Origin of the sequence: Saccharospirillum salsuginis, assembly GCF_014651855.1 — a bacterium.
GTDB lineage: Bacteria > Pseudomonadota > Gammaproteobacteria > Pseudomonadales > Natronospirillaceae > Saccharospirillum > Saccharospirillum salsuginis.
This window is the reverse complement of the sequence record NZ_BMXR01000006.1, coordinates 199,820-225,383: the sequence shown is the minus strand read 5'-3', so window position 1 is coordinate 225,383 and position 25,564 is coordinate 199,820. Positions and strand designations below refer to the sequence as shown.

The window sequence follows — 25,564 nt, the reverse complement described above, 5'->3', positions numbered from 1 at the left end:
AATCCCCCTGCCCCAAGGTGAATTGTTGATCGGGATGGGAATACGCCGGCCTTCCCGGTACCCTAGGCCGTTCCGGCCCGGCGCCGGCCAGGAACCGAACCCCAGGGAGCCCACGCTGTGAAAAAATCCTATCTGACCGTTTCCCCACTCTGGTTTGTGACCCTATCCGTGCTGACGATGGGCATCTACGAACTGTACTGGGGCTATCGATACTGGTGTTACGTCAAAGAACGGGACGCCTCGGCCATTCGGCCGTTCTGGAGAGCCCTGTTCCTGCCGATATGGTGTTACGCGCTGCTCAAGGACATCGCCATTCACCACCCCAGCCGGTGGTTACCGCGAGAAGCCGCCTGCGCCCTGTTGGCGGTGGTCTACTTCGTACTCAATATGCTCTGGCGCCAGCCGGATCCCTACTGGTTGATTTCCAGTCTCTCGTTCCTGCCGTTGCTGCCGGCTGTCATTGTGCTGAGAAAGAACGCATACGCTCATCCTGTCCCTCGATCGCATAGCCTGAAATGGGGCATTCCCGCGACCTTATTGACCGGTCCACTCGCGATCGTTACCGGTCTGAGCGCCTTAAATCTGACACCGTCCAGCGTGGTCATCTCCGGTGATCAGCTTTGGCCCCATCAGGTTGAACTGCTTCAGGAACAAGGCGTTCTGGAACCGGATGAAACCATTGTGTATTTCTACTCGACCGGACTGCTATCCATCAAAGAAGATGGGCAGTTCCTGTCCGATTGCTGTGTGGTCTCTTATTGGCCGGATACCAACAGCGATGAACTACTAATGGCTTACGCCTTTCTTGAAAACATCGAGGACTACCGCGTTCATTGGTCGGATGGAATACTCGAGGACACCATTATCACCATCACGACCCTCGAAGGCTATGAGTTTGATGTCTGGCTGTCTCCCGAGCAAGGGGGAGACAAAACCTTTGTCTCCGAGTTGGAAAAACGGTGGGAAGCCGCCAGGAACACACCGGGCCTGTCACCCCTTCCGATTTGAGGGTGGGTATAACCGGGCAAAAACGGACGCCCGGTTTAACCTCGTCGTTTTTCATTCCATCGTCGTGTTGACCACCGCGCGATAGTCATTCCGTTCCGACAGTACCGCTTTCACCGTACCCCGCCCGGTCGACCAATACACCACATTATGATGATTGGGGTGATTGGAAAACCCCGGAATATACACCTCCAGTTGATGCGAGGACTCGGGCCAGTCGGGTAATGCAAAGCGCACCTGTGTTTCATGACTCCCCATGTGCACGTCAGGCTCCCCCAGCTCCTGTCGATGCCCATCGATCGTCAAGGTTGTCGTCTCGGCTACATAACGGGCCAGCCACTCCGACTGCTTCTCACCATCGGCCGACTGCCATCGTGTTTCGCCTACCTCACGCGACAAACTGCTGTCGACACTGGCCTGGGCAAGATTCACCGTCAGCGCCCACCCATGATCCTCGGGTTTAATGCTATAAAAGGTGAGGCTGCTGTTGTGTGCAAACGCCTGAGCCATACACATCAGCACTACCCCCAACAGGCATTGTAAGCTCGTTCGAACCCTCCGCCGCCACATGGTTTACTGAACCTCCAACGGTCGGTCCGCCAGAGTTCCCGATAAACAATCCGGGATGTCGACAATGTCATCGTATTTGGCATGGTAGTGATAGATGCCATCCGGATATTCGGCTGTCGCGGATACGTGACCATTGCAGGCGTCCAGTTCAGTCGGGCGACCACCACTGTCGGCTTCGCGCCCGTATATCGGATAGCCGTCCATCGCCAGTCCGATCAGCTCATTGTCTTCAATCTGCGGTACAGCGGTGCACTCCACTTCATCGATACCGTGACGGTCGTACTTGGAGTTGATGGTCTCGGCAAAGATGTGATTGTGATAAAAACCTTCATTGATGTGACCGCCACAGGCATCGAGAGCCGGTACATTGCCTGCGCCTGTACCCCGGCCATCAACGCCGCCGGATACGGTCGGCGGTTGTCCATTGATGGGTAGGCCGTTGAAAGACAGTCCGACGATATCCGAGGCGTCGTCCATGGCCCGGACATCTTCCGCAATCGTTGGGTTAACGGGGATGGTGTAGGTGAGTGTCAAAGAACGATCGGTGACGACTTCCACACAGTGCCCTTTGGACGGTGCGGCTTCCGGTGGCGTTTTATCTCCGCGACTCAGTGACAGATCAATCGTTCGTAGCTGTCCTTCTTCATCGATGATGTCGTATCCGTCGGCTTCCATGTCTTCAAAAAAGGCGCGGTTCATCACCCGAAGTCCGGAACGGGTCTCGCCATCATAGATGAAGATTCCGCCAGTCTCATCCAGAGACTCAGGGCAATAGGGCCCATCATCCAAGGGCGTGCTTTGGACGTGTACTCGATAGCATTCACCCACCGAGCCATCGGCCAGATCGCATTCCACAATGTCGATCGGCTTCACCAGGTTCTCTTCTTTGTAGAGCTCCAAAACAGAATGCCCTTCTGAATCGTCATGCCCCTCGTGCGCCAGGGTGGATAAAGGCAGGCACCCGATCAGCGCCAGAACACCCAACCCTTGCAGCTGTGTCTTCATCATTATTCCTCCGGTTTCAAACAGACTGTGTCAATGCTATCCGCAACGTCGCGGACCGGCCGGAATGCTACCAACACCCACACGACAAACTTCGACAACCCGGAGTAAATCACTCGAAAGCGGAGAGAAAACAACGCGATTGATTGAAAACAGGCACTTGCCTGTTACACCCGGTATTCGGTACAAGCGATTTTCAGAAGAAGCGGTAAATCCTTTTTCAGATCGATCATCTCCATCTAGACTCCACATTCACTGCACATTGTTCGCGTAAGGACGATTCAACCAACAACAAAGAGGATGTCTGACGTCACATTCGACTCTGACTTCAAACCCAAAAGGAAACGCCCGATGAAGACACTTAACCGTCTGCTGCTCAACCTGATTTCAAATGACCTTGACGCCAGCAAAACGTTCTACACCACCTTGTTTGACTTCGAGGTCGACTTCGACAGCGACTGGTTTGTTCACCTGAAGTCAAAGGAGCACTCGTTCGAGCTGGGACTGATCAGCGACACCAGTGATGGGCTGCCGCCAGGAGCCATAGCGGGTTCACAGGGGTTTTATGCCACTTTGGTGGTGGACGATGCCGACGTGGTGTTTGACGATGCTAAACGTGTGGGAGCCGAGGTCGTCAGTAAACCGGAGAATACGTTTTATGGGCAGCGACGCCTGGTGCTCAGAGCACCGGAGGGAACGCTCATTGACGTGTCGTCGCCGATCCCGTACTTCTCGCCCGAGACACTAAAAGAATAGCGTGAACCGGGCACCGCCCAGGTTGGACTGGCTGACACTCAAGCGCCCGCCATGCGCAATCATGATTTGACGGGCCAAGGCCAGGCCGACACCGGAGCCACCCCGTTTAGTGGTGAAGAAGGGAACAAAGATGCGGTCGGTGATGGCATCAGGTATGCCGGGGCCATTGTCGTCGACCGCCAATACCACCCGGCCCCGATGAGTCACCGCCGCACTTAACCGGACCTCCGGGTCAGTTAAGTGTTCAGTGGCTTGGGCAGCATTGGTCAGCAAGTTAATCAGCACCTGTTCGAGCAGGTCCGGGTCGACGGTCAGTTGCAGGGTGTCCGGTTCAATGCAGGTGGTAAACGACAATGCATCGGACAAACCGGCATGGGCCAGCAGGGCGTGAACCCGCTTAAAGAGTTCCGACACACGGATCGTTTTTTGGCGCGGCTTAGGCAATTGCGTCAGCGTGCGGTAGCTCTGAATGAATTGCATCATGCCATCGGCGCGACGTGCCACAGTGTCGACGGCCTGGCAGGCGTCCTCGAAATCGGATTCCGCCGCCTCTGGCGGTGCCTGACCCGACTGGCGAAGATCCGACATCAGTTCGGACGCGGTTTTGGCCAACGAGGCCACCGGTGTCAAACTGTTCATGATTTCATGCGTCAACACCCGCACCAGTTCGTGCCAAGTCTGCAGCTGGTTGGCATCAAGCTCTCCCTGGATATCCTGCAAACTGACCAGAGTTTCCACCCGATCACCGGATACGATGCGTGAGGCCAGGATAGCGAGTTGGCGTTCCACACCGTCGTCATTGAAACGAACCAGCCGTCGTTGGCCGGGCTCCAGCGTGTTGACGGCATCGTGGAATTCCGCGCCGTAGGCGATTAAGTCATCCAGGTGGTTGATCGCACCCTGTCCGAATAACCGACGCGCGGCCAGATTGTGCAGACGGACCTGGCCATCCCCGAGTACGGATATCAAGGGTACCGGCGATTGCTCCGTAAGTGCCGTCATGTAACGCAGTCGCGACTCCTGCTCCGTACGATTGTCTTCGATGGTGGCCAGGACCGATCGGAATTGACGGGCCAAGGGTGCGAAGCCCCGGTCATTGTCCAGATACCGTTGGCTGAAATCACCACTGCGCAATGCTTCCAGGAAATGCATCAGGTCGGTATGGGTTCGGCCGACAAAGTGGTTCAGTTCGATCAATTGCCCGGCAATGACCAGTACAAGCAATCCGGTTACGGCGTAATACCCCGGAGTCAACAGGGCCATCCCCAAACCGGTCACCGTGGCTGCCATCAACAATGCGCGGATAAACACACGGATCGAGAATCGACTAAAGGCCATATTTTTCCATCCGCCGATACAAGGCGGCCCGAGTCAGGCCGAGATCTTTGGCAGCTTTGCTGATATTGAACCCGTGCCGACGCAAGGCAGTTTCGACCAGTCGCTGTTCCATGCGTTCCAGATGCAGATCTTCGACAACCTCCGCTGAGGGTTGGGCATGCGGGGTTGCGGCCAGGTGAACCGGATCGTGGTTGGCCGGCAATTGCAGATCCCCCGAGTCGATCATCTCGCCTTCCGACAGAATGACCGCTCGTTCGATGGCATGTCGCAAGGCACGCACGTTGCCTGGCCAATGGTAGGCCTGGATTGAACAGAGGGCGTCAGCGGTAAACGATTTATCGGGTTTTCGGTATTTACGGGCGTAAAACCCGACGTAGTGACGCGCGATGTCCGGTATATCCTCGGACCGTTGACGCAGAGGCGGCACCTCTATTTCCACCGTGTTCAACCGAAACAACAGATCTTGCCGAAAGACAGTCTCATCCAGCAATTGCTCGCGCGGCACATTCGTCGCCGCGACGACTCGAACATCAATGTTCACGGGCTGATTGCTGCCGAGCGGGGTGACCTGTCGCTGTTCCAATACAGTCAGCAGCTTCGCCTGCAGGTGCAGCGGAATATTGCCGATTTCATCGAGAAACAGGGTACCGCCGTTGGCCGCGACCAAACGACCCACCCGGTCCTTATCGGCTCCGGTAAACGCGCCTTTGCGGTGACCGAACAATTCCGACTCGAACAGGCTTTCCGACACCGCACCCAGATCGACGGACATAAACACCTGGCTCGACCGATGACTGTGCCGGTGCAAGGCCCGCGCGACCAATTCCTTACCGGTTCCGTTCTCGCCCAGAACCAGAACGCTGGCGTCGGTCGGTGCGGCGCGTCGAATCATCGAATGAACCCGGGCCATGGCCGGCGAGTCACCCAACAAAGGGTCGGAGGTGGTTGCCGAGGCCTGAGCCAACGCCTCGTTGCTGCGCTGAAGGCGCGTGGCTTCCGAGCGGCTTCGGTGCAACTGAGTCGCGGCCGAGAGCGTGGCAATAACTTTCTCGTTTTGCCACGGCTTGGTGATGAAGTCGGTGGCGCCATGCTTCATGGCCTCGACGGCGACATCCACACCGCCGTGTGCGGTAATCATCACCACGACCGCATCCGGGTCCTGTTCCAGAATCTGTTTAAGCCAGACAAAACCTTGCTCGCCACTGCTGTCGCCGGGCGAGAAGTTCATATCGAGCAGAATGGCGTCGAATTCGTGGTCGGCCAGACGACGGGGAATCGCGTCCGGACGATTACACAGGACCACGTCGCCAAAATGCCGTTTCAACAACAGTTTGGCGGCGACCAGTATGTCTTCGTCGTCGTCGACGACCAGAATGCGTTTGTCTGAATCCAATGCAGGCTCTCCGTGGGTCTGTTCATTATCGTACAGCGCCTGTCCGCTTTCGAACATACCGGGTGTTCGAATTCGGACACCGCCTTACACGCTTCCCTCGAAACCCCCGCCATATCAAGACGTTAGCGGTTGGCATGCCCTTGGCAAGTCGTACTTCACAACTCATGCCAACAACGGAGAACACCATGAAATCACTGGTTTATGGAATCGGGATCGTGTTCGGCTGCCTGCTGATCAGCCAGGCTGTCGCGGCGACCGAGCGCTGGGAGCTGGATCGCGAAGAGGACGACATTCAGGTCTTCACCCGGACCGTGCCCGGTTACGACGTGATCGAGGTGCGGGGCACCACACGGATCAAAGCCCCGATCGATCAACTCGTCGCCGCCGTCTCCGACGCCGCTCAGTGTCCGCACTGGATACCCAGCTGCGCGACCGCCGAAGTCGTCGATCGTCGCAGCGATACGGAATTCGCCATGTACCGCCGCATCAAGAATACCTTTCCGTTCAAGGATCGTGATTATGTCCTCGAATTTCGAATCGAACGCGATGTCGACAACGGCGGTGTGATCGTGACGTTTGAAGATCGCAAGGATTCCGCCGATCGCGGGTGCTGTGTCCGGATGGAACGCTATGCCGGATTCTGGCGCTTCACGCCGCTGGACCGCGGCGATGTTGAGATCACCTACCGCGTCCACCTCCTCCCCGGGGGCGGATTGCCGAACTCGATGGTGAACATGGGTGTACCCGACCTTCCCTACGACACCCTGATCAACCTGAAAGCACACCTGGCTATGTGAGGCTTCATCATGACAACACGCACACCCTATGCGGGATTCGCCGCACTGATCGAAGCGCTGACGTTCATCATTGGCTTCGCGCTCTACACCACGGTCTTGATGCCGGCCGGCTATCTCGACAGCTCAACACCGGTTCAGCAGAAAGCCGCGTTCATGGTCGACAACCAAGGCCTGCTGTATATCTGGAACCTGATCATCTACATCCTTTTCGGATTCGCCCTGGTGGTGTTGTCGCTCGGCCTGCACGATCGACTCAAAGCGTCCACGCCCATGCTGTCACAAGTGGCCACCACCTTTGGGCTGATCTGGTCCGGGTTGATTCTCGCGACCGGTATGACCGCCAACATTGGCATGGGTATGGTCGCCGAACTGCACCTGGCCAACCCGGATCGTGCCGGTCAGATCTGGCAGGTGACCAAACTGGTGGAGAGCAGCCTGGGGGGCGGCAACGAGATTGCCGGTGGCGTCTGGGTCCTGCTTATCAGTCTGGCTGCGCAGCGCGCCCGGCTGTTCCATCCGGGGCTGAACCTGGCCGGTATGGTATTCGGAGCGTCGGGGTTACTGACGGTGGTCCCGCCACTGCAACCAGTCGCCGGGCCGATATTCGGTCTTGGCCTGATCGCCTGGTTCATAGGGTGCGGCATCAGCCTGTTGCGGCACCGCGAACAGGCGCATTGGGCCTCCGCCTGAGGTCGGGATTCAACGGCCGTTTGGCATCCGCCAACGGCTCCCCTACTATGTGGACGGTGTTTTCACCCTGTGTGTACAACACGGAACAGACGCCAGTGCGCTTGCCAGGATCCCATCATGCTGACATTGACCGACATCGCTCGTTATTATCAGGGCCCCATGGTCGAAACCATCGCCCTCGACGCCGTGAACCTCAGTATCAACGAAGGGGAGTTTGTGGCGGTGATGGGGCCGTCCGGTTGTGGTAAATCGACACTGCTCAATGTGCTGGGGTTACTGGATAGCCCCACTCGCGGCCGGTATCGGTGGCATGACAGGGACATCGGACACTGGAAGGAAGCCCGTCGCAGTGAATGGCGTAAACAACACATCGGTTTTGTGTTTCAGAACTTCAATCTGATTAATGAGCTGACCATTGAGGAAAACATCGAGCTGGCCTTGCTCTACCGCAAAGTCGCGTCGAAAGAACGACGTCGTCGCGTTGCCGATGTGATGGATCAAGTCGGCATTGCCCATCGCGCCCGACACTATCCGGCCCAACTGTCCGGCGGTCAGCAGCAGCGTGTCGCCGTGGCCCGAGCCATCGTCGGTGAACCGTCGCTGATCCTCGCGGACGAACCCACGGGTAATCTCGACAGTCAGCAAGGGCAACACATCATGGACATTCTCAGTGGATTGAACCAGGCCGGAACCACGGTTGTCATGGTCACGCATGACGCCCACAACGCGGACCACGCCCACCGTACCGTCAACCTCTTCGACGGTCGCATCGTGCTCGACAACGTGCGGCTCGCCTCGTGAGCCATCGACAACCATGCTGACCAGCTACCTGATCCTTGCGTTGCGAACACTGCTCAAACACCGCCTGTTCGCGATGCTGAATGTGTTCGGGCTGGCATTGGGCTTGATGGTATTTCTGTTTTCGTCGCTGCTGGTGCACTACGAGCGTACACACGACCAAAACTTTACCGATTACGACCGCATCTATCTGATCGGCAGCCGCTTCACCTTTGAGGCCAACGAACCCATCAGCGAATACCCCGACATCCGAACGGCCTATGGCCCCCTGTTCGAGCGACACATCGAGGGGCTTGACGCGGTGGCCCGGGCGGTCCACCGACGCCCCATTCTGACCGCTGCGGGACGCCATCAATATCAAAGCATCCGGTTCGTCGACCCCGCGTTCACCCGTATCTTTTCATTCGACTATCTGGCGGGTTCCGGATCGTCCCTGGACAGTCCCGATGCGTTGATCCTGACCCGATCCACGGCCATGGCCTTGTTCGGCCGGGTCGACGTTTTGCACGAACCCGTTCGACTGAACCACACCGTCACCCTCACGGTCTCCGCGGTCATCGAAGACGCCCCGGTCAACACCCATTTCAATTCTGATTTGCGCGATCACTATGAATTAACCGCGCTGGCCCCCATCGCCGCGCTCAATGCGACGACCGGATTTCCCCAAGCCGGTCGCTGGACCGATGAATTCGAAAACAACGCCACCTACATCAAGGTGGCTCCCGGCCGGGATCGGGCCTGGTTGAATGAACGGATCAACCGCGTTTATCGCGAGCATGCCCCGACCGATGAGCAAGCCGTGGTGCAGGGACTGAACGCGAACCCATTAATCAATGCACACAATCTGGTATGGCAGGCCATGGAGTTGCCCGTGCTGGAGACCGTGCAACTGCTTGGGCTGCTGGTATTGGTCGTTGCCTGCGTCAATTACGCCAACCTGGCCACGGCACTTAACCTGGGCCGCCGCCGGGAAGTGGGTTTACGCAAGGTATTGGGGGCAAGCCGACGGCAACTGTTGGCTCAGTTCCTGGTCGAGAGTCTGTTAATGGTGGCGCTGGCGATGCTCTTGGCCACGGCCTGCATCGAAGTCGTTTTGCCCGCCTTCAACCACTGGACCGGCAAAGCCCTGACGTTGAATTACGGCCTTCACATCCCCTGGGTTCTGATCACGACCGTGTTGGTCGCCTTGGTCGCCGGGGCTTATCCGGCCTGGGTCATCTCCCGACCGCATCCGATCGATGCCTTGGGCTATGCCCCGGAACACGGCGGTGGCGGGCGGTTATTTCGCACCTTGCTGGTCGGTCTGCAATTTACCGTGGCCATCTTCATGTTGGCCATGGTGATGATCATCATCGCCCAGAACCAGAACATCCTGAGTCAAAGCCGGGTATTTCCGATGTCCCGCATGCTGATCCTGGATCAACTCGAGCATCCCTCGGTGCATGCCAGACGGGCCGAACTGGTTGATGCCCTGGCCGGGTTGGACGGCGTTGAAGCCGTCACGTTATCCAACGGGTATCCCTTCAATCCCACGCGATTGTCGGAAACCGGGCGGCTGCGCGAGGCACGGGCGGCGCCCGGTTCCGATACCGCGTCCTTCGTACTGGACATGATCGCTGTGGACGACCAGTTTTTAGCGGCCTATGGCATACCCATGCTGGCGGGTCGTCCCTTCGAGGCAACGAATAACTCGGGTACGCTCGAGGCCGTGATCAATCCGCAAGCCGCCCGGCAACTGGGCTTCACCGACGCCGAAAACGCCATTGGCGTTCGATTCCAGGCACGGCCGCCCGACAGCGACACGGAAACGCTTGAAGCGATGGTGGTCGGTATCATCGCGGAACAACAGTTCAACGGCAGTTATTCGGAACGCTCCGCGATGGCCTTTTATCCCGGACAAGACAGATTCCATTATGCCTCCATCCTATTGACCCGGGGGGCATCGCCGGAACGGCTGGAGACGATCCGAACCACCTGGACTCAAATCATTGACGATGTACCGATAAACGCCCTTTTTCTCGAGGAGTACTTCAACTGGTTCTACAAAATTCCGCGCGGTATTCAATGGGTGTTTTCCGTGTTCTCAATGATCGCACTGGGTCTCTCATTGACCGGGTTGTTCGGTCTGGTTGCCCTGATGGCGCAACGGCGTACCCGTGAAATTGGTGTACGCAAGGTACTGGGGGCGAGCACCGGTCAGATCGTTCAGATGATGCTGTGGCAGTTTTCCCGCCCGATCGTTGCTTCGGTGTTGGTGGCAACGCCGCTGGCATATGGCGCCTCCACTATCTACCTCGACTTTTTTCCGGACCCGGTCAGCGCCCTGCTTCCGATCATCGGCCTCGCGTCGATGATTGTCATATCGCTGGCCTGGTTGACCATTGCGGCTTATACCCACCGGCTGGCTCGCGCCACACCGATCGATTCACTGCGATACGAATAATAACCCACTCACTCGATTCGGTTGCCCTGGGCGTCCATGTTGCCCAGGTAGGCGCGTTCGGAAATATCAATCCACCTCCGGGTGCCCTTCTGGTAGTCCGCCAGACTGTGGATGATGCGTTCGGCCAGCGGGTCCTGTTCGGCCCGTTCAGCCAACAGTCGACGATTGGCGTCACGCAAGGCGTTCATCACCTCCGGCGGAAAACTGCGGACTTGAATGTTCGGATATTCGCGTTCCATTTGCTGCCAGTTCACAGCGCTGCGATGGTGGCTCAGAATCCACATGTCGTAGGCGACCGTGCGCATGGCGATGGTCAAGACGTTTTGCAGATCCTCGGGAAGACGATCGAAAGTGTCCCGGTTGGCCAGGAACTGCAGTTCCGTTCCCGGTTCATGCCAGCCGGTGTAGTAATAGGGGGCAACGCTGTGAAACTCCATGTCCAGATCGAGCGACGGGCCCACCCATTCAAGAGCATCCAGCTCACCGGATTTCAGGGCATCGAACAGTTCCGTGCTGGGCAGGTTGACGGTTTCAACGCCGACTTCGGACAGCACTTCACCCGCGAAGCCGGGCACACGCATTCTCAGCCCCTGCAAATCCTCCAGGGTGCGAATTTCGGACCGGAACCAGCCGCCCATTTGCACGCCGGTATTTCCCCCTGGGAAGGAATACAGGTTATGCGGCTGGTAAACCTCATCCATCAAGGCCATGCCCTCGCCCTGATAGAACCAGGCGTAACGTTCCACAGCCATCATGCCGAACGGCATGGTGCTGAAATACAGGGTATTGGGTACGCTGTCTTTCCAGTAGTAGGACGCGGAATGACCCAGGTCGTATTCGCCCCGCTTAACCAGATCGAAGATTCCGAGCGGCTGACCGTGGACATTGGCGGAATCGACCTGAACCGAGAGCCGACCACCCGACAGCTGTTCCACCAAGGTGGCAAACCGACGCGTCGTCTCTCCAAACACCGGCGCGCCCTCTCCCCAACTTTCGGCCAGCGTCAGCTGGATGGTGTCGGACTCGGACCAGGCGGGGGACAAGGCTCCCACCCATACCAGCGCCACTGTGATAATAGCTTTCATAGATCCCTCCTAACGTCCGATGGATTCCAGATAGCTGTAATCCGAAATCAATGTCCATTCCCGGGCGTCGCGCATGTAGGACGCCTGTGACTCGACAATTCGGCGAGTCAATGGAGACAACCCGGCGAAACGTTCCAGCGCCCGCTCGTTAGACACCCGCAAGGCTTCAAGCACATCGTCCGGGAAGTCTTTCACGCGAATGACCGGAAATTTCTGGCGCATCTCCGTCCATTGTTCGGCACTGACATGAATGGATTGGACATACATATCATAAGCGGCCAGCCGCATGGCGGTTTCCATAATCAACTGCAGGTCCTCCGGCAAACGCCGCATGGCGTCGCGATTGACCAGAAACTGCAATTCCGTCGCCGGTTCGTGCCAGCCGGTGTAGTAAAACGGGGCGACCAGGTGCAAATCGAGATCGAAATCCAGAGACGGCCCGACCCATTCCGCAGCATCCAGATCACCCCGTTTGAAGGCGTCCGACATGTCGCCTGCCGGCACGTTGACGGTATCCACACCGAGGTCGCTCATCAATTCACCGGCAAAACCGGGGATGCGCATTCTCAGTCCCCGCAACGACTCTTGCGACCGGATGCGCTTCTGAAACCAACCTCCCATCTGACTCCCGGTATTGCCACCGGGATAGGACAACAATCCATAGGACTCATAAGCTTCGTTCATTAGTGCCTGGCCGCCACCGTGATAAAACCAGGCGTACTGCTCGACGGGCAACATGCCGAACGGCATGGTGGTGAAAAACAGAAAATTGGGATCCCGATCTTTCCAATAGTACGACGCGGAATGACCGAGCTCGTAGTCACCGCTTTGTACCGCATCAAAGACGCCAAAGGCGTCGCCATGAGTTTCGGTACCAACGATCTCGACCGTCATCCGTCCGCCGGACAAGGACTTCACGAGGGACGCGAACCGTTTGGTTGCATCGGCGAAAATAGGAAAGTCCGACGACCAGGATTGGATTAACCGGTAACGGTATTCGGGTGTTTCAGCCAATACCGAAGTCGAGATCAGGATAGAAGCGCCCAGGGCCACCAGGACTCGGCGCAGACGTTGAGCCATACCACCCCCGTGATTGTTGTCTTTTTTTGGGTAGGTTCGTAGCTGAGAGCCGGGTATTCGGTCTGAGCCACCCGTCACTTTTACCCCAGTGAGCTGGCGGTTGCGAGTTAGGGGCCATACAACTTTAGTATGAGTCAATGCGGCCGGGTGGTTGCCTCGGTTCAGCTTCCAAGAAACCACAGGCTGTACTGGCCGTACATCCCCGCATTTCTGGATATCCTGGGGTTATTTTCGTAAAGTTGTCCGTTTGGACTCGCCATCGACGCCCGAGGGATCAATCCGGGGGTGAATCGCCAACCGACAGGGACCGATCATGAACGCAAAGCCACCGCTTCGTACGAACCGAGACTGGTTGACCGTCGTCAGCGATGTGTCCGACACCTGCGCCACCTTGTGGCTGGGTACTCTGTCGAACACATCCTTCAACCCCGGGCCCGGTCGATTTCGTTTCCGGGCTGAGGGGCAGCCCTGGCAAGAGATACCGGTCTATCCGGAGTGGACCCCTCCGGTTTCAAAGTCAGAGGATCGCTATTACCAGACCATCCAACTGGACCAACTCCAACCAGGCACCCGCTATTACGGCGAGTTATTCCTGGACCATCCGGTTCACACGCTCCAGCAGTGTGGTCAATGCGAATTCAAAACCCTGCCCGAACGTATCGGCGGTGCGGACGACCCCTTCACGCTGATGGTCGGTAGCTGTTATCACCAACGCGGCGACGACAACCAGGTCGCGCGAACCTTCCAGGCTTTGTGGAACGACCCCGACCTCCCCAATCCGGATCTGACCGTACTCGCGGGCGATCAGGTTTATCTCGATGTTGGCTGGGGCCCGTTATTGGCTTGGGGCGAACCGGGAATCCGGCGACACATTCTCGAGTGTTACGAACGCCACTGGCGATCCCTGCACCCGGTTCTGAGCCGGGGAGCGACCTGGATGATGTCCGACGACCACGAACTCTGGAACGACTACCCCGATCTCTCCTGGACCAATCCGCAACTGCTGCGGTTTCACTTCGGACAATTCAAATCGCGCTGGGAAAAGACAGCGCTGGAAGCGATTGAACGCATACAGAGTGGGCGAGACATCCGGACACGGGATATCGGCTCCGATCTCAGCATCATGGCCCTGGATGCCCGCCTGGGCAGGAGCCGGGACCGGTTGTTCCGGGACAGCGTGCTGGAACAGGCCCTGGACTGGATCCGCAATCTGACCCGGCCCGGCGTTATTGTTCTGACCCAGCCCCTGACCGAACCGCCGGGCGGTCTGAACAACCGCAAAATGGCCAACTACGCCGAACAGTACCAGGCACTGTGCCAGGCCATTCTGGACGCCGAGCACGACCTGGTCATCGCTTCCGGTGATGCCCACTACGGCCGTGTCGCACAGGCCCGCAACCGCAAAGGCCGGCAACTGATTCAGGTGATCGCCTCCCCATTGTCCAATGTGAACGGACCGGCTTCGTTTGTGGCGTTAAAAACCGCCCCGGACCATCCCATTCACATGCCGGCCCTGGGCGACGATCATCCCGTGCGGTTCGAACCGGTCCAGATCGTGCCCACAGAACGTCGACGCTTTCTGCAACGCTACTGGAAAGACCGTACCCGGGAACACTTCCAGACGCTGTCGTTTCACCGGGACAATGGACTGCACCTCACGGTGCAGGGCTGGCCGGTTCGCAATCCGGACCGGAACACCAGCCCACAGTCATTCAACTGGACCAATACGCATTGGAAACTCTCCTGACAGCGCTGTCGTGACCAGAGGCACTGTCCGGGACCGCCGAATCCGTCGGACAATACCGTTTCAATCACCCGGAAAGGAATCGAAAATGCCTCCGCCACTGAAGCCAACCGGCCTCTTTCTTTTCTCGACCCTGCTGGTCGCCTCTCACGTCACCGCCGATGTCACGACGGACCTGATGAACACGCTGAATGAACTGGACAGCAAGCAACAGCTGACCGCCGAGCTCACCACCGAATTGTGGCAGACATCCGGAGACGGGCCGGAAACCCAGGGCGCCACCACACTGACACTCAAGGACGGCCCCGACGGCTTTCAAGTGTTGTACGGCAACATTTTGCTCAATCAAATGCAGGATGAACAACAGGCGCTGGCGCAGAACCCCGATACAACCACACCGACGCTCGACACCCTGGCCCACGTCACCCCCATCGAAATGCGCACACACCTGAATTCGGCCAGCGAACTGAGTCGCCACCTGCAAGAATCCACCTTGATCGGCGAAGAGGTTGTCACCTACAACGGAGAACCCGCTCGGCGACTGACGTTTGAAAAGGGGCTGGGTACCGTCAGCGAAGAGGAACGAGACTACATCAAGGAATTCGACTACCGGATGGAAGTTTGGGTGTCCGACAAGGGCATACCGTTGAAGACCGAAACCCGGGTCTTCAGCAAAGGCCGTTTCATGGTCGTCATCAAGTTCGAGTACACCGAATCGACATCGGCGGAATACGCCATAGCCAACGGACGCCTGGTAACCCTCACGTACGAACGCGAATACGAAGCCACCGGCTTCGGGGACGGTGAGCAGGTGCGTTCCCGGCGGACATTGAGGTTGCACTGAAAGGAGGGCAACGAACTCTTTGACCCGCGCCCCGTAACAACCCTGTCCGCCTTGTAACGCCGGCGGCGATCCTCTACATTGGAGCGGATCGCCGGTCCGGCGCCCTTCCGTCCGGTCACGGCTTCGTCCACGTCGGAGTCGGTTTCATGCCTCTACGATTGCTGGCTGTCGCCCTTAGCCTGCTGCTGTCCGTGTGCTTCCTCGGCCTGGTGGCCTACAAGTTTTCGCGGGACACGCTCGAGCACCAATGGGAACGCGGTCGCGCCGTCATCGATCACGGTGCGCACTGGTCCGCCGAGGCTGTATCGTTCATCGACTTCGCCGAGGGTATCGACGCTCCAGCCTGTTCCGACGCCATGCTCACCGCCCTGCGCACCCGCCTGTTTCAGCACGAATACATCAAGGACGCGGGCTACCTCGACAACGGCCATCTATTGTGCACGACCACCCTGGGCCGGTCCGTGGAACCCATGCCAATTACCGAGCCGGACTATCTTTCCAGTACCGGGTATAACATCTGGATCAACGAACCACTGGCCCTGTCGCCGAATGCACGCGGTTTCATTATCCAGAAAGGCCATTTCAATACCGTTTTTTTGCTGGAATCCCTGCCTACGGATTTCCCGCCCGGTATTCGCTGGCAAGCCGTCTACCGCTCGGAGAATTTGACCGAAACCATCGTCGGTCAACCGGGCATCTACCGTGGGCTGCCAAACGACCGCCGTTTCTCGGTGACGGTCAACCATCACTACGCCGAATACTGCAGCGATGTGATTCCCTATTGCATTGGCGTCGAAAGCAATCACTGGCGCATGCTCAACGAGCATCGGTGGCTGGTCGCTCTGGTGCTACTGGCCACTCTGGGCGTGTTCGCCGGAACCTATTGGCTGCTCGACTCGCGGTTGCGCCAATACAACAGCCTGGGTAACCGGGTGCGCCGTGGGCTGGAACGCGGCCGCTTCCATTTTCTGTATCAACCGATCGTGGATTTGAACACCGGCGGCATCGTCGGCTGTGAAGTACTGGCCCGCTTCGAAGACCCGCTCGGCCCCTTAACGCCCGGCGAATTCATACCCGAAATCGAACGGCGGGATCTGACCTGGCCGTTCACGGAAAAAGTCATCTACAACGCCTTCACCGACCTGGAAACGCAGCGCGATTTACCGGACGGTTTTGGGGTGAACATCAATTTCTTTCCGCAGGATCTCTATGAGGATTTGTCCCGAAACCTGCCCTACATTCTTCCGCTGAAATCAACCCGGTTCCGTATGGTGGTGGAAGTGACCGAGGACAAGCACCTGGACGCGAACTCGGCGCGCAACACCCTCGCCTGGCTTGGCGACAGCGGCTACGACGTCGCCATCGACGATTTCGGCACCGGCTATTCCAATCTGGATAAACTGCATCAGGTGAACTGCCAGACGATCAAGATCGACCGCAGCTTTGTCTCCGACATCGAAGAAGGCGGCATCAAGTCGACCTTCATCGCCTACATGGTGCAAATCGCCCGCGAACTGGACGTCAAGATCGTGGCCGAGGGGGTCGAGACCGCCCTGCAGGAAAAAGAACTGGTACAACTGGGTGTACACTTCGCCCAGGGTTGGCGGTTCGGCAAACCGATGAACGCCGAAGCCCTGGCCAGGGTGGTGGCCTGCTCAACCGGGAGCAACGCACCGGTGTCGGCCGGTCATTGATCGCGCATCAGCCTGAACTGGGTGTCCCAATCCCGATGGTTCAACACCTGCCCTTCGCGCCGGACGCGCTCCAGAGCCTCGAAATCCAGTTCGGCGATCATCCAGCCGGTCTGGCCGTCAGGTCCTTGCTCCAACACGCCATCGTCCGGAAAACCGCGATCGACGGGCGTGTACACCGCCGCCTGGCCGGTGTTCACATCGACGGCCGGAGACCAGCGGGCCTCTCCAATGGTCGGTGACTGGGCGACATAACACTGGTTTTCCAGCGCCCGGGCCTGACAGCCGATTCGCACCCGGTTATAACCGGCCTGGGTGTCGGTGCAGCTCGGCACCAGGATCAATCGCGCCCCCAGCTCCACCTGGCGCCGGACAATGAGCGGGAATTCGCTGTCGTAACAGGTGGCCACGCCGACCGGCCCGAAGTCGGTGTCCAGTACACGAATATCCTCTCCGGGGCTGATGTGCCATTGCTCGGTCTCGAAGCGGGTCATCTGCAACTTGTCCTGATAGTCCCGAGTGCCGTCCGGACGGAACAGCCAGGCGCGGTTGCGGTATTCACCGTTGTCCAGTCGAACCGGAAAGGTGCCGGCCAGAATCGGCATATTGAAACGTTCCGACAATCGGGTATAGAGCTCGAGAAACGGTTCGTGCAGGTCCTGCAACGCCTCCAGTTGCGCCGACAGCGAGCCGTAGACCTCCGCCTCGAACAGGGAGCCAAGCCCCATGCTGAAGTATTCGGGAAACATCAGGAATTGCGCTTCCTGAAGGTAGGCGTCCTTGACCCAGGCTGTGATCTTGGCTTCGTAGTCGTCCCAGCTGTTCAGGAAATCGATGGGGTATTGGGCACAGGCCAGTTTCAGGGTGGTGTTCAAGCGTTTTCCTCCAGAACCTTCCGATAAAACATCAACGGCTTGTCGGTCTCGACCGGCTGATCGATGTCTTTCCAGGGAAAGGTAGCCTGAATCCGCGCTTCCGGTCGATAGCCAAAGCGCCGCCAGACCGGATCGAGCGGCTGATAGTCACGAGGTTTGAGCGGATGATCGTCCGGCCGCTTCACCGCGCAAAACACGCTCACTGTCTTGCCAAGCGCCCGGGCGTGAGCCTCCCGCGCCTCGAAAAAGGCGCGATACAGGCCATGACCACGATATTCCGGCAACAGGACGGATTCGGCGCAGTAGAACACCGAATCGACGTGCAGCCCGGCCTCGTCCAGGGGCCGGCGGAATTCATCGGTCTCGTCCGCCATGGCCAGGCCGGTGGAGGCGCCAACGACGCGGTCGCCGTCCAGCGCCAGCACACAGAGGGCCGTGTCGGAATCGACATAGGTCTGCAGGTAGTTGCGCTCGTAGTCCAGCGAGCCGTCATACAGGTAGGGAAAGTCCCGGAAGACACGGATACGCAGCTCGGAGACGGCCTGAAGCCAGGGCTCCAGGCCCGGGCCCTTGACCACAACCGTACGCAGGGAGGTGTTTGCCATGGGTCGCCCCCTCTAAAACATCGTTTAGCGGGGAGATTATCACAGTGCGACTCCGGTGCAGTTCGGAACACGACAGGTGCCGGTCAGTCTCCAAGCCACTGGTAGCTGACACCCAGAACGCCAAGGTACCGGTTACGCGCATCCAGTTGACGGATAATGGGGCTGCGGGCGGCATCACCCTGATAGCGACTGACCGAGACCAGCGTGAACAACGACCAGCGCGGCGTCCACCGCAGGTTGGAGACCAGGGTCAGGCTGAGATCCTGCCAACCGGCGTCGGCGTCATAGGCTTCAAGCCCCGTCGCCTGCGCCGTGGCGTCATCGAGACTGAAGAAGCGGTCGGAATACTCCGCACTGTAATAACTCGCCCCCAACGTGCCGATCAGGGACCAGCGATCCGTCACGGATGTCACCCAGCCGCCGCTGGCCGTGGCGTATGGGCTTTCATGACCGCCGGGCAGGGTGGTGAAGACATCCAGTTGTGCCAACGCTACACCGGGCAAGGGCACCCCCACCACACGCCAGGGAATGCCGGAACCGACGGACAGACCCGTTTCGACCGAGGCCGGCACAGTCGGCAGACCCTTGCCTTTTTCACCCAGGTCGTCCTCGCTGCGTCCGCCGCTGTAGCGGACCACCGGACCCAGGCTGAGTCGATTGGATGGCACCAGGTCGGCCGCGAAGCCCGGTCCGCGCGTTTGTAACCGGTAGCCGTTGATGTCGAGTTGAAACGAAGGGGCTGGCAGCACTGACCATTCATCTTGTCCGGGAGCCACCGGAGACGCGGCCAGTCCCAGGCCGACGGACAGTTCAGCCGCTTGAACCGGGCCAGCGCTCATGGTCAGCCCGAGAGCCACCAAAACGAGACATCGCGTCAGCTGATTGAGCGCCGGTCTGATCTTGATCACTGCAAGCATGGGTGTTCCCTAAGGTTACGACAGCCTACTGTACTGAAAAAAACGGTTTTTGGATCGCCAAACCCCCACTCACTTTAAAAACTTCGAATAAGCCACTCTCTGTATCTGTCCGCGTTGCCACGCATTCTTATTCGTTAAGTTCAACCATGGTGTCGAGAAAATTGACAATTCCTACTTCAAATTTACTCATCAACTTTTTTACAGGCAGCTGTTGAGGCGCTTAATCCGACTTGCTAGCTTGGCTGTACTGCTTGAGTTCGGCTAGGCGATTTCTTAAAAGCCGAGTCTCTGGCAAGGAAGAAAGTATCGCAATGACCGGGTAAAGCCTGAAGCGATAAGACGCAGTCTTAAGGAGAATAAAATGAGTAACGCTGTTATCCGCAGTCAGTCAGTCCGTGTTGCTCGCGGCCTGCCGTATACTTGGCCTTCTCTAGCCGGATGTTCACGTGTTGAACCTCCCGCCTCGGCCCACACTTTCCTCGCCAGTCGTCCTGGTGCTTCCCCTTTCACCGTCGTAGATCCAAATCTATATACAGACCCTCCCTGGCGCATCCGCTGTTAAAACTCCATAGGCGTTGCTTCGGTCAATCGAATCAGACTGAAGCGTTTTAGACCGCTTTTATAAACGGAGACTCGCTATGCTTGTGCTCATCGATGCACTCAGGCAGGGGGCCCCTCTGCTCCGGAAAATGATGCTCGGTATCGGCCTGATGGTGCTATCTGTTCAAGGCTTCACAGGTCAACCGCGTGAAGGCGTTCACTACGAAGCTCTGACCACAGCACCCGATCAACCGGCCAGACTGATCGAAGTCTTTTCGTTTGCTTGTCACTACTGCTACAACCTTGAAGACCCGTTAATCGAATGGGCAGACAACCAGTCTCTTCCGGTCACCCGCATGCCGTTTTTCTACAAGGATCAGTGGGAATCCCTGGGTCGTTTGTATCTGGCGATGGAAGTACAGAACCTGGCGACCCGGGAAAACATTCAGCACTTGTTCCACGCCATTCATGAGGACGATATCCCCGAGGACGACATTAACGCATTGGTTGCTACTTTGCCCGTTTCGACGGACCAGGCTGAGCAACTCATGAAAAGCATTCAGTCCGAGGCGGTCATCCAACGAAAGAGGGAGATCGCCGATTGGCTGGACTCAAACGACATCACCAGCATTCCGACACTGATTGTTGATGGACGCTTTTACTCCGACCCGGCTCGGGCACGGGGAAATGACAACCTGTTGATGTTAGTGGACTACCTGAAACAGTAACTTTTTTGGAGGTGAACCATGCAGATCAATTTGCCGGAGGGCGTCGTGGCGTTGCTCGGCATCTTGGCCGGCGTTCTTATTCTCTGTGCGGGCATCTATGTCGGGGAAGCGTTGTACCGACTGTTTGGCGGAGGTTAGAACGTCATCATCGAAGGAGGGAGAGCCCTCATAACAACAACCCATAAAAGGAGGCGTTATGCACCTTGAAATGGCTCAAGAACCATCCGTGCAGGAAAAGGACCTGCGTCCACTGACCGAAGACGACATCGAACAGGTCGATGGCGGCTTTGTTTGCGGAGGCGTCTGCGTCGCCGTGGCCTTTACGGCGGGTGCCGCCGTTGGTGGCGGGCTGACTTGGTGGGCATTGAGCGACTGATTGGTTAAACAACAACAAGGAGAATTCTCATGAATCAAGATTTTGAAAATACCATTGCGGAACTGGACGAAACCGAGATCGAACAGGTGGATGGTGGCTTCGTCTGCGGCGGCGCCTGCATTGCCGGCGCGGCTTTCGCCGCGGGCGCTCTGTTCGGGGCCGGTGTGGCCATCGGTTGGCATGCAGCCGAAAACAGCGATTGATTCATTCCCAACAACAAGGAGAACCCTCATGAAAGAACTGACCCATACCGAAATGGACATGGTTGAACTGGACAAGAGCGAGATCGAGCAAGTCGACGGTGGCTTCGTCTGTGGCGGGCTGTGCGTGCTCGGTGGTATTTCCGCCGGCATCGGCTTTCTGGTCGCGGGCATTACTGTGGGTGAAAAACTCAACGAAGCGACCCAGTGAGCCCCACCGGCACCTTTGGGTGCCGGTCAACCATCGGGAACGGGCCGACGGCTCGTTCCCGCCCCGATCACGACTGATTGAACTTGGACCATGTCAAATTCCCTGTTTCGAGAGCAAGCACGTCAGGCGTATCAAAAACGGTTGAACGGACAGGTTCGAATTGCGACCAACCCCGGACACTGGTGGATGGCCGGCCTGCTGTTGACCATGGTGATCGTCATTGTCGTATTCTTTGTTCTGGCTGAATACACCCCCAAGTCCACGGCCGCGGGCACCCTGGTACCGGAAGAAGGCATGGTCAAGGTGTTCCCGAGTTCGGTCGGTATCGTCACCGACCTGCACGTTGCGGAAGGGGATGTGGTCAAGGCCGGAGATGCTCTGGCAACGGTCAGCTTTGAAACCAATACAAGCGGTAATCGGCAATGGGGGGAAGCATGGCTGCAGCAGTCCGAGGCTTTGATCGACTCACTGGTGAACGACATCCAAAAGCTCGAAGCATCGGCCGAGTTGAACCGCACCCAGATCGATAATCGGCGCGATTTGTTGTCCCTGAAAGAACAGCAATGGGTGAACGAACAATCGGCCATTGAAGAACAAATTGAACTCGCACGCCGCCGGCTGGAGCGCAGTGAACAACTTAACCGGGACGGATTTACCAGCGACGAAGCCGTCATGTCGGCCCGGGAGGCTCTAACCGACCTCGAGATGCGGCTGACCAATGTCCGCCTGCAATTGCAGTCCAACCGTGTTGAAAAAGACAACCTGGACGCCGAATGGCAGCAGGCGGAGCAGGAGCGAGAGCAAAGGCTCAGTCAGTTGCAGCGCGAATTGCTGGCGGTCCGTCAGCAACGGGTCGAGCGGCAGGGGCAACTGGTGGAAACCATTGTCGCACCGCGCGATGGCAAGGTGTCGACCCTGCTCGCCGAACCGGGTGCACGGGTATACCCCGAATCCCCGGTCTTATCTCTGTTACCACTGTGGTCGATGATGCAGGCCGAGGTCTATGTACCGGCCGGTGCCATCGGTTTTATTCGCCTCGGTCAGGACGTCGAGCTCAAGTTCCCGTCGTTCCCTTACCAACGCTACGGCACCTATGCCGGCGAAGTGTATTACATCTCAGAATCGACCCTGGCACCGGGCGAACTGGGCAACAATGCCGCCGTTGGTTTCAAACAACCCGTATACCGGCTCAAAATCGAGTTGGAGGAACAAAACATCACCGTCCGGGACGGCGTCTTTCCGATGATGGCTGGCATGGCCGTCGAGCTGAATCTAATCGGTGAACCCATTCCGTTTTTCGAATGGCTCATGAAACCCATTCAGGACGTATCGGAGCGCTTCGAATGAGCAATCCAGAGAAAGGTATATTCAACGGGCTGCATTTTCGATTCAGTCGTCGTCTGCCGGTTTATCATCAGACCGAGAGCGCGGAATGCGGCATCGCCTGTCTGGCTATGGTAGCCACCTATTACGGATACAAAACCTCCGTGGACCGGTTGCGGCAACGATTCCCGGCCTCTCAGCGGGGAACCAACCTGAAATCGCTGATCGGCATTGGCCAATCGGTCGGGTTGAGCGCCCGCCCCCTGAAAGTGGGACTGCATGCGCTGGGCAAGGTCCAGACACCGGCCATTCTGCATTGGGGTTTCGATCATTTCGTCGTGCTTAAATCCGTCGGTCGCAAGGGCGCTGTCATTCATGACCCGGGCCAGGGCGAACGGCAATTGACATTGGATGAGCTGTCGGACGGCTATACCGGGGTCGCCGTGGAGCTGACCCCGAATGCCGATTTCGAGCGACTGGACGAACGGGAACCGATCGGCATCCGCAGCCTGTGGCAGCACGCCGGTGGATTGGTCCCGGCACTCGGTAAAATATTACTGCTGTCTCTGTTGATCCAGGCGTTCGCACTGGTGACGCCCTATTTCATCCAGTTGGCCATTGACGAGGTCGTCACCAGTTTCGACAAGGACTTGCTCCTGGTTCTGGGTATAGCCTTCATCACCTTGCATTTGTTCCGCGCCCTCACCTTCGCGTTTCGCAGCTGGGTGGTGGCTTACGTCGGAGCGCAGTTGAACTTCCAGCTCAGCAGCAACCTGTTCACCCATCTGATGCGACTCCCAGGCTCCTTTTTCGTCAAGCGTCATGTCGGGGACATTGTGTCCCGATTCACCTCGCTCGACGAGATCAACAAGCTCCTGACGACCGGGTTCGTCGAGGCGATTGTCGATGGCATCGTCGTCATCACGGTATTGGTTGTCATGGCCTACTACAGCTGGACGCTGACCCTGATCGCCGTCGGCGTGGTCGCGCTGTATGCCGTCATTCGCATCGCCTTGCTCGGTCCCATTCGTCGCAGCATGGAAGAACGCATCGTCAACGCCGCCAAGGAAGACAGTCACTTCCTGGAATCCGCCCGCGCGATCGAAACCATTCGCTCCTTTAATCACGAACCGGTACGGGTGGCGGGCTGGCAAAACAGGTACGCCGACCAGGTGAATTCCGACGTAAAATTGGAGCGTTTGCGCATTGCCTACCGATCAGTAAGCCTGTTCATCACCGGGACCGAGCACGTGGTACTGATCTGGCTCGGTGCCTTGATGATCATGGATCAATCGTTAACCGTCGGCATGCTGTATGCCTTTTTGAATTATCGACAGCAGTTCTCCGACCAGTCCCTGGCGTTCATCGACAAGATGATCGAGTTCCGCATTTTGCGACTGCACCTGAATCGTGTCGCCGACATCGTCACCGCCACGCCCGAGACTGGACGTGATAGTGAACGCGGTAAATTCGAACCCATTTCGGGGGCAATGGAGATCAAGAACCTGTGTTTTCGGTACCACCCCCAGGAGGAGGATGTGGTTCATAACCTGTCGTTCTCGGTCTCCGCCGGAGAGTCGTTGGCGATCACCGGACCTTCGGGTTGTGGCAAGACCACTCTGTTCAAGATGTTAACGGGTCTGCTGCAACCGACAGACGGGCAGATTCTGATCGACGGGGTCAACCTGAAGGACTTCGGCGTGCGCAACTACCGCGATGATATCGCCGTCGTCCTGCAAAGCGATCAGTTGTTCAGCGGCACCATTCTCGACAACATCACCTTGTTCGACGACAAGCCGGATATGGAATGGGCCGTACAATGTGCCGCTGCAGCGGCCATTGCTGAAGAAGTCATGAAACTGCCGATGGGCTTTCAGACCCTGGTGGGCGATCTGGGCAGTTCACTGTCGGGTGGGCAAAAGCAAAGGATCCTCTTAGCGCGCGCCATCTATCGCAAGCCGCGCATTCTCTTCCTGGACGAAGCCACCAGCCATCTGGACCAGGCCAACGAGCAACGGATCAATGAGATGATTCGGCAATTGGGCATCACTCGTGTCGCCATCGCTCACCGTCGGGAAACGCTGGAGACGGCTGATCGTGTGTTGACGCTGAGCAACAGCGTCGGCTCAAAGCCTCCGCAGCGGCCCCAGGAACCTGCGGCGGCGGCTGTGTAGTGTGCCGAGCGGTGTGGCGCTTCCCAAAGTCGGCCATGGACCGGGCATACACAACCAATAGGGTCAGGACAGGGATGGAAACATCCCTGTCCTGATCAGTTCGGGGGTCAATCCTCGAACAGGTTGTCAAACGCGTTCGGGTTGTCCCGGTTGTTGAATTCGAACATGACGTCGTTGACGGCCGTAGCCTCGGCCGTCGCCGGCGTGGATTCGATTTCGGTTTTCACGAAGGTCGCGAACTCGACGAATTGCGGCGTGTCCGGCCCCGGATCCATGTCGTTGTCATTGTCGGCATTGCCGTCGTCCATGTCCGAGCGTTCGCAACCGGCCAGGGCGAATACGAGGCCCAGGCCGATCAAGGTGCGATACAGGTTCATAC

The 25,564-nt window shown here is 57.8% G+C and carries 25 protein-coding genes; 15 read left to right on the top strand and 10 right to left on the bottom strand.

The window, feature by feature from the left end; all coding sequences use genetic code 11:
* The first annotated feature begins 117 nt into the window (after window positions 1-117).
* Entirely contained in the window at window positions 118-1,008 is an 891-nt protein-coding gene (locus tag IE111_RS13395; protein WP_189609514.1) for a hypothetical protein, read from the top strand.
* Between the two features lie 51 nt (window positions 1,009-1,059).
* On the opposite strand, the gene IE111_RS13390 is transcribed toward IE111_RS13395, so the two are convergent.
* The gene (locus tag IE111_RS13390; RefSeq protein ID WP_189609511.1) at window positions 1,060-1,515 is read right to left on the bottom strand and encodes a hypothetical protein; all 456 of its coding nucleotides are present in this window, start codon (window positions 1,513-1,515) and stop codon (window positions 1,060-1,062) included.
* A gap of 63 nt (window positions 1,516-1,578) precedes the next feature.
* A complete protein-coding gene (locus IE111_RS13385) occupies window positions 1,579-2,583 on the bottom strand; it encodes a YHYH protein (protein WP_189609510.1) in 1,005 nt (334 codons plus the stop codon).
* A gap of 345 nt (window positions 2,584-2,928) precedes the next feature.
* Between IE111_RS13385 and IE111_RS13380 the strand changes: the two genes are divergently transcribed.
* Window positions 2,929-3,333 (top strand): VOC family protein, encoded by a 405-nt coding sequence (locus tag IE111_RS13380; RefSeq protein ID WP_189609507.1) that lies wholly within the window; start codon window positions 2,929-2,931, stop codon window positions 3,331-3,333.
* Here IE111_RS13380 and IE111_RS13375 read toward each other — a convergent pair.
* Window positions 3,322-4,671: a sensor histidine kinase gene (locus IE111_RS13375; RefSeq protein ID WP_189609505.1), complete on the bottom strand. Its 1,350-nt coding sequence runs from the start codon at window positions 4,669-4,671 to the stop codon at window positions 3,322-3,324. The genes IE111_RS13380 and IE111_RS13375 overlap by 12 nt on opposite strands.
* On the bottom strand, window positions 4,661-6,121 hold the full coding sequence (locus IE111_RS13370) for a sigma-54-dependent transcriptional regulator (RefSeq protein ID WP_189609502.1): 1,461 nt from the start codon (window positions 6,119-6,121) through the stop codon (window positions 4,661-4,663). The genes IE111_RS13375 and IE111_RS13370 overlap by 11 nt, the downstream gene beginning before the upstream one ends.
* 128 nt (window positions 6,122-6,249) lie before the next feature.
* Here IE111_RS13370 and IE111_RS13365 point away from each other — a divergent pair, with 128 nt between their 5' ends.
* From IE111_RS13365 to IE111_RS13350, 4 genes are all read left to right on the top strand, one after another.
* Complete coding sequence (locus IE111_RS13365) at window positions 6,250-6,861, top strand: START domain-containing protein (RefSeq protein ID WP_189609500.1); 612 nt, start codon at window positions 6,250-6,252, stop codon at window positions 6,859-6,861.
* A gap of 9 nt (window positions 6,862-6,870) precedes the next feature.
* Window positions 6,871-7,551, top strand: coding sequence for a DUF4386 family protein (locus tag IE111_RS13360; RefSeq protein ID WP_189609498.1), 681 nt, complete (start codon window positions 6,871-6,873; stop codon window positions 7,549-7,551).
* 117 nt (window positions 7,552-7,668) lie between these two features.
* A complete protein-coding gene (locus tag IE111_RS13355) occupies window positions 7,669-8,352 on the top strand; it encodes an ABC transporter ATP-binding protein (protein ID WP_189609495.1) in 684 nt (227 codons plus the stop codon).
* 13 nt (window positions 8,353-8,365) lie between these two features.
* The gene (locus tag IE111_RS13350) at window positions 8,366-10,792 is read left to right on the top strand and encodes an ABC transporter permease (protein ID WP_189609493.1); all 2,427 of its coding nucleotides are present in this window, start codon (window positions 8,366-8,368) and stop codon (window positions 10,790-10,792) included.
* A gap of 8 nt (window positions 10,793-10,800) precedes the next feature.
* Here IE111_RS13350 and IE111_RS13345 read toward each other — a convergent pair whose 3' ends face one another.
* Together IE111_RS13345 and IE111_RS13340 are read right to left on the bottom strand one after the other, a co-directional pair.
* Complete coding sequence (locus IE111_RS13345) at window positions 10,801-11,877, bottom strand: TRAP transporter substrate-binding protein (protein WP_189609491.1); 1,077 nt, start codon at window positions 11,875-11,877, stop codon at window positions 10,801-10,803.
* A gap of 9 nt (window positions 11,878-11,886) precedes the next feature.
* Entirely contained in the window at window positions 11,887-12,957 is a 1,071-nt protein-coding gene (locus IE111_RS13340) for a TRAP transporter substrate-binding protein (protein WP_189609489.1), read from the bottom strand.
* A 313-nt stretch (window positions 12,958-13,270) separates the two neighbouring features.
* Here IE111_RS13340 and IE111_RS13335 point away from each other — a divergent pair, with 313 nt between their 5' ends.
* The 3 genes from IE111_RS13335 to IE111_RS13325 all read left to right on the top strand — a co-directional run bounded on the left by IE111_RS13335 (window position 13,271) and on the right by IE111_RS13325 (window position 17,239).
* The gene (locus IE111_RS13335; RefSeq protein WP_189609481.1) at window positions 13,271-14,704 is read left to right on the top strand and encodes a metallophosphoesterase family protein; all 1,434 of its coding nucleotides are present in this window, start codon (window positions 13,271-13,273) and stop codon (window positions 14,702-14,704) included.
* Window positions 14,705-14,789: 85 nt separating this feature from the next.
* Window positions 14,790-15,545, top strand: a complete 756-nt coding sequence (locus IE111_RS13330) for a hypothetical protein (RefSeq protein WP_189609479.1) — start codon at window positions 14,790-14,792, stop codon at window positions 15,543-15,545.
* A 146-nt stretch (window positions 15,546-15,691) separates the two neighbouring features.
* Window positions 15,692-17,239, top strand: a complete 1,548-nt coding sequence (locus IE111_RS13325) for an EAL domain-containing protein (RefSeq protein ID WP_189609478.1) — start codon at window positions 15,692-15,694, stop codon at window positions 17,237-17,239.
* Here the strand turns inward: IE111_RS13325 and IE111_RS13320 are convergent.
* The 3 genes from IE111_RS13320 to IE111_RS13310 all read right to left on the bottom strand — a co-directional run bounded on the left by IE111_RS13320 (window position 17,233) and on the right by IE111_RS13310 (window position 19,633).
* Window positions 17,233-18,111: a carbon-nitrogen hydrolase family protein gene (locus IE111_RS13320; RefSeq protein WP_189609476.1), complete on the bottom strand. Its 879-nt coding sequence runs from the start codon at window positions 18,109-18,111 to the stop codon at window positions 17,233-17,235. The two genes, IE111_RS13325 and IE111_RS13320, sit on opposite strands and share 7 nt — an antisense overlap.
* On the bottom strand, window positions 18,108-18,716 hold the full coding sequence (locus IE111_RS13315) for a GNAT family N-acetyltransferase (protein ID WP_189609474.1): 609 nt from the start codon (window positions 18,714-18,716) through the stop codon (window positions 18,108-18,110). Before IE111_RS13315 ends, IE111_RS13320 begins: the two co-directional genes overlap by 4 nt.
* An 83-nt stretch (window positions 18,717-18,799) precedes the next feature.
* Window positions 18,800-19,633 (bottom strand): MipA/OmpV family protein, encoded by an 834-nt coding sequence (locus IE111_RS13310; RefSeq protein WP_189609472.1) that lies wholly within the window; start codon window positions 19,631-19,633, stop codon window positions 18,800-18,802.
* Window positions 19,634-20,271: 638 nt separating this feature from the next.
* On the opposite strand from IE111_RS13310, the gene IE111_RS13305 reads away from it, so the two are divergent.
* The 6 genes from IE111_RS13305 (at window position 20,272) to IE111_RS13280 (ending at window position 25,185) form a co-directional block, all read left to right on the top strand.
* A complete protein-coding gene (locus IE111_RS13305) occupies window positions 20,272-20,901 on the top strand; it encodes a DsbA family protein (protein WP_189609470.1) in 630 nt (209 codons plus the stop codon).
* A gap of 196 nt (window positions 20,902-21,097) precedes the next feature.
* Complete coding sequence (locus IE111_RS13300; RefSeq protein WP_189609467.1) at window positions 21,098-21,277, top strand: hypothetical protein; 180 nt, start codon at window positions 21,098-21,100, stop codon at window positions 21,275-21,277.
* A gap of 29 nt (window positions 21,278-21,306) precedes the next feature.
* Complete coding sequence (locus tag IE111_RS13295) at window positions 21,307-21,480, top strand: class IIb bacteriocin, lactobin A/cerein 7B family (RefSeq protein ID WP_189609465.1); 174 nt, start codon at window positions 21,307-21,309, stop codon at window positions 21,478-21,480.
* A gap of 28 nt (window positions 21,481-21,508) precedes the next feature.
* Complete coding sequence (locus IE111_RS13290; protein WP_189609463.1) at window positions 21,509-21,688, top strand: hypothetical protein; 180 nt, start codon at window positions 21,509-21,511, stop codon at window positions 21,686-21,688.
* A 90-nt stretch (window positions 21,689-21,778) separates the two neighbouring features.
* Window positions 21,779-23,035, top strand: a complete 1,257-nt coding sequence (locus IE111_RS13285) for an HlyD family secretion protein (protein ID WP_189609461.1) — start codon at window positions 21,779-21,781, stop codon at window positions 23,033-23,035.
* Window positions 23,032-25,185, top strand: coding sequence for a peptidase domain-containing ABC transporter (locus IE111_RS13280; RefSeq protein WP_189609459.1), 2,154 nt, complete (start codon window positions 23,032-23,034; stop codon window positions 25,183-25,185). The genes IE111_RS13285 and IE111_RS13280 overlap by 4 nt, the downstream gene beginning before the upstream one ends.
* Before the next feature lie 107 nt (window positions 25,186-25,292).
* Here IE111_RS13280 and IE111_RS13275 read toward each other — a convergent pair whose 3' ends face one another.
* Window positions 25,293-25,562: a hypothetical protein gene (locus tag IE111_RS13275; RefSeq protein ID WP_189609457.1), complete on the bottom strand. Its 270-nt coding sequence runs from the start codon at window positions 25,560-25,562 to the stop codon at window positions 25,293-25,295.
* Window positions 25,563-25,564 lie beyond the last annotated feature (2 nt).

Bases quoted from the DNA above. Each gene is read 5' to 3' on its own strand.
- IE111_RS13390 (WP_189609511.1), bottom strand. From the start codon at position 1,515: ATGGCTCAGGCGTTTGCACACAACAGCAGCCTCACCTTTTATAGCATT.
- IE111_RS13385 (WP_189609510.1), bottom strand. From the start codon at position 2,583: ATGATGAAGACACAGCTGCAAGGGTTGGGTGTTCTGGCGCTGATCGGG.
- IE111_RS13380 (WP_189609507.1), top strand. From the start codon at position 2,929: ATGAAGACACTTAACCGTCTGCTGCTCAACCTGATTTCAAATGACCTT.
- IE111_RS13375 (WP_189609505.1), bottom strand. From the start codon at position 4,671: ATGGCCTTTAGTCGATTCTCGATCCGTGTGTTTATCCGCGCATTGTTG.
- IE111_RS13370 (WP_189609502.1), bottom strand. From the start codon at position 6,121: ATGTTCGAAAGCGGACAGGCGCTGTACGATAATGAACAGACCCACGGA.
- IE111_RS13365 (WP_189609500.1), top strand. From the start codon at position 6,250: ATGAAATCACTGGTTTATGGAATCGGGATCGTGTTCGGCTGCCTGCTG.
- IE111_RS13360 (WP_189609498.1), top strand. From the start codon at position 6,871: ATGACAACACGCACACCCTATGCGGGATTCGCCGCACTGATCGAAGCG.
- IE111_RS13355 (WP_189609495.1), top strand. From the start codon at position 7,669: ATGCTGACATTGACCGACATCGCTCGTTATTATCAGGGCCCCATGGTC.
- IE111_RS13350 (WP_189609493.1), top strand. From the start codon at position 8,366: ATGCTGACCAGCTACCTGATCCTTGCGTTGCGAACACTGCTCAAACAC.
- IE111_RS13345 (WP_189609491.1), bottom strand. From the start codon at position 11,877: ATGAAAGCTATTATCACAGTGGCGCTGGTATGGGTGGGAGCCTTGTCC.
- IE111_RS13340 (WP_189609489.1), bottom strand. From the start codon at position 12,957: ATGGCTCAACGTCTGCGCCGAGTCCTGGTGGCCCTGGGCGCTTCTATC.
- IE111_RS13335 (WP_189609481.1), top strand. From the start codon at position 13,271: ATGAACGCAAAGCCACCGCTTCGTACGAACCGAGACTGGTTGACCGTC.
- IE111_RS13330 (WP_189609479.1), top strand. From the start codon at position 14,790: ATGCCTCCGCCACTGAAGCCAACCGGCCTCTTTCTTTTCTCGACCCTG.
- IE111_RS13325 (WP_189609478.1), top strand. From the start codon at position 15,692: ATGCCTCTACGATTGCTGGCTGTCGCCCTTAGCCTGCTGCTGTCCGTG.
- IE111_RS13315 (WP_189609474.1), bottom strand. From the start codon at position 18,716: ATGGCAAACACCTCCCTGCGTACGGTTGTGGTCAAGGGCCCGGGCCTG.
- IE111_RS13310 (WP_189609472.1), bottom strand. From the start codon at position 19,633: ATGCTTGCAGTGATCAAGATCAGACCGGCGCTCAATCAGCTGACGCGA.
- IE111_RS13305 (WP_189609470.1), top strand. From the start codon at position 20,272: ATGCTTGTGCTCATCGATGCACTCAGGCAGGGGGCCCCTCTGCTCCGG.
- IE111_RS13300 (WP_189609467.1), top strand. From the start codon at position 21,098: ATGCACCTTGAAATGGCTCAAGAACCATCCGTGCAGGAAAAGGACCTG.
- IE111_RS13295 (WP_189609465.1), top strand. From the start codon at position 21,307: ATGAATCAAGATTTTGAAAATACCATTGCGGAACTGGACGAAACCGAG.
- IE111_RS13290 (WP_189609463.1), top strand. From the start codon at position 21,509: ATGAAAGAACTGACCCATACCGAAATGGACATGGTTGAACTGGACAAG.
- IE111_RS13285 (WP_189609461.1), top strand. From the start codon at position 21,779: ATGTCAAATTCCCTGTTTCGAGAGCAAGCACGTCAGGCGTATCAAAAA.
- IE111_RS13280 (WP_189609459.1), top strand. From the start codon at position 23,032: ATGAGCAATCCAGAGAAAGGTATATTCAACGGGCTGCATTTTCGATTC.
- IE111_RS13275 (WP_189609457.1), bottom strand. From the start codon at position 25,562: ATGAACCTGTATCGCACCTTGATCGGCCTGGGCCTCGTATTCGCCCTG.